Annotated in this window: 4 protein-coding genes; 1 reads left to right on the forward strand and 3 read right to left on the reverse strand. The window is 67.4% G+C overall.

Annotated features, from left to right (window positions below):
• Positions 1–666: hypothetical protein (locus tag ACOI1H_RS24590; RefSeq protein ID WP_422440868.1), on the reverse strand; the 666-nt coding region annotated here is incomplete at its 3' end.
• Between ACOI1H_RS24590 and ACOI1H_RS24595 the strand changes: the two genes are divergently transcribed.
• Positions 665–1,273: a phosphatidate cytidylyltransferase gene (locus tag ACOI1H_RS24595; RefSeq protein ID WP_422440870.1), complete on the forward strand. Its 609-nt coding sequence runs from the start codon at positions 665–667 to the stop codon at positions 1,271–1,273. The genes ACOI1H_RS24590 and ACOI1H_RS24595 overlap by 2 nt on opposite strands.
• On the opposite strand, the gene ACOI1H_RS24600 is transcribed toward ACOI1H_RS24595, so the two are convergent.
• Both ACOI1H_RS24600 and ACOI1H_RS24605 read right to left on the reverse strand, forming a co-directional pair.
• Positions 1,261–1,656, reverse strand: a complete 396-nt coding sequence (locus ACOI1H_RS24600) for a (R)-mandelonitrile lyase (RefSeq protein WP_422440871.1) — start codon at positions 1,654–1,656, stop codon at positions 1,261–1,263. The genes ACOI1H_RS24595 and ACOI1H_RS24600 overlap by 13 nt on opposite strands.
• 54 nt (positions 1,657–1,710) lie before the next feature.
• On the reverse strand, positions 1,711–2,784 hold a 1,074-nt coding region (locus ACOI1H_RS24605; RefSeq protein ID WP_422440873.1), incomplete at its 5' end, for a PhnE/PtxC family ABC transporter permease.

Below are 2,784 nucleotides of genomic sequence, written 5' to 3' on the forward strand. Positions count from 1 at the left end.
ACAACCCTGCTGACCACCAGCCAGGTCCGTGTCGAGGATCGCGTGCGCGACGCCTTTGCCATCGATTTGATCGACCAGAAGATCCGCGAAAGCGACGCGGCGCTGAAGGCGGCCAAGGCGACACTTGCCAGTCTGATTCAGCGCCTGCGCGAAGCGCGCAGTCGCGACGCCCTGACCGCCCGCATCGCCGACATGACCGCACGCGCCCGCGCCGCCCTGACCACCGGGAAAGACCACCTGGCGCAAGAAGCGGCATAGGCGCTGGCCCAGATGCACAACGAGGCCGCCCAGCGCGGCGTGACCTGCGACCGGTTGGACCGCCAGATCCTGCGCCTGCGCGCTTCGGTCGAAGCCGGGCATCGCCGAATCATCGACCTGCGCCAGGGGGCCGTGCAGGCCCGCGCGGTCAAACGCGAACAGGACATGCAGAAGCGCCTGCACCGTCACGGCGGCGACAGTGCCGTGGCCGAGGCGGAGGAGCTGATCGCCCGAGTCCTTGGCCGCGACGATCCGTTCGAGCAGGCGGAGATCCTCTCCGACATCAACCGCGACCTGTCCCACGACGGTCTGGCCGACCGCATGGCCGACGCCGGGCTGGGCGACCCGACCCGCATCACCGCAGCCTCCGTGCTGGCCCCTGCCGCTGCAATACCTGTTCGTCTTCATGGGCTGGCATGGCATCTATACCGTCTTCATCCCGGTCTACGTGTTTCTGCTGCTGCCCGTGATCTCGGCCCTGCGCGGTCAGCCGGAAAGGTTCCTGATCCGCGTCGCGGAAACGCAATGGGGGCTGATGATCTGCGTCTTCTGCCTGTCCCACGTCCCCGCCCTGCTGGCGCTGGACCTGCCGGGCACGGGCGATCGCAACGTGCTCGTCATCGCCTTTCTGGTGATCGTGGTGCAATCGGGCGATCTGCTGGAGTACTTCTTCGGCCCCCGCATCGGGCGACACAAGATCGCACCGTCCCTGTCCCCCAAGACGATCGAGGGCATGGCCTGCGGCATCCTCTGCGCCGCGCTGATCGGGGCCGGTCTGTCGTGGATCACACCCTTTGGCCTGTTGGCTGCCGCCGCGATGGCCGCAATGGCAAGCGCCGTCGGCATGGCAGGCGGGATCGTATTTGCCGCGATCAAGCGCGACCGGGGCGTGCGCGACTGGTCGCACCTGATCCCCGGTCAGGGCGGCGTACTGGACCAGCTTGACGCGGTGCTGTTCGCGGCACCGATCTTCTACCATGTCACGCGGTTCTACTGGGGAATTTACCCGGTATAGTCGCTGTCGGAGACCGGCTTCTGCCAGGTCACGGCAATGCCGTCGACGGCCTCGTGAAGGGCGATATGGGTCATGGCGCTGTCAGGGGCGGCACCGTGCCAATGCCTCTCGTCCGGATCAAAGCGGACGACATCGCCTTTGCCGATGACCTCGACCGTCCCACCTTCGCGCTGCACCCGGCCCGTCCCGTCCGTCACGATCAGGATCTGACCCAGCGGGTGCGTGTGCCAGTTGGTCCGCGCGCCGGGCTGGAACGTCACCCGCGCGCCGGCCATCTGCGACGGGGCCGCGTCATGGAACAGCGGCGTCATCGTGACGTCACCGGTGAACCAGTCGGCCCGTACCGGCATCGTCGTCAGGTCCGCAGCTTTCGTGATCTTCATCGGTTTCCCCTCGGGTTGCGCCGGGCTGGACCCGTCCGCCCACGTTTTCAGGTTTCAGTTGCTCAGGCCGCGCGATGCCTCGATCCGCAAGGCGGGCGCGTCGCGCATCGCACCGCGCAACCGTCGCGACAGCGTGTCGATCAGTAGCGTCATCAGAACCGACACCGCCAGCAGCGCCACCACCCGGTCCATCCGCAACGTCTGCACATTGGTCTGGATGTAGAACCCCAGCGTGCCGATGCCAAGCAGGCCCATGATGGCACTGTCGCGCAGGATGATCTCCCACCGATAAAGACACAAGGCCCAGAACGCCGGCGTCAGCCGGGGAAACAGGTCCCAAGCCCACAGCGTCAGGCCGCGCGGCGCATCCGGGCGTTGCGGCAGGCCCGCCGCCTGACGGCCTAGCAGATGCGCGATGATCGCCCCGTTGTGCAACCCCAGCGCCAGCACGGCAGGCAGCATCGACGGCCCCAGCACCTGCAACAGCACAAAGGCCAGCATGTAGTCGGGGATCGACCGCAGCACGACCAGAACGCCGTGGCCGATCACCGCGCCAATGCGTCCCACGACCCCCGGCACGATGGCCGGAAAGGACAGCGCCGCCACCAGCGCCGCCGCCGCCAGCGCGAACTGCGACAGAATCAGCGTGTCGATGCTGCCGGGCCAGGCCTGATCCACAAGGACCTTGCCCAGCCAGTCGCCCCAACCGCCCCCCGTGCGCAGCGGGGCCGGCACGATCCCCCCAAGGAACCGCATCAAGGCCCCGTCGCCCATCGGCGGTGTCGGCAGCAAGGCCAGCGCCAGGGCCGCCGCGGCCAGCATCACCGGCACAAGTCGCCAGATCACCCAGAACCGCAGCGGCAGGATCAATGCCAGAAACAGCGCCAGCACCGCGACGGCCTGACCGTATTGCGCCTGCTTGAACGCCGTCTCAAGCTGATAGCCCAATGTCGGCAGGCCGATGAACCCCAGCACCGCCGACGACCGCAAGCCGCATTCGAACCGGTACAGCGTATAGGTCCGCATCTGCGGCAACGCCTGCGGCAGCCTGACCCACAACAGAGCTGTCAACGACGGCAGTCGGCGTGCCAAGGGGGCCGTGCCGGGCGTGTCATCGAGATATTCCGA

It is taken from the genome of Loktanella sp. DJP18, from assembly GCF_049310965.1.
In the GTDB taxonomy this organism is placed as follows: Bacteria; Pseudomonadota; Alphaproteobacteria; order Rhodobacterales; family Rhodobacteraceae; genus Loktanella.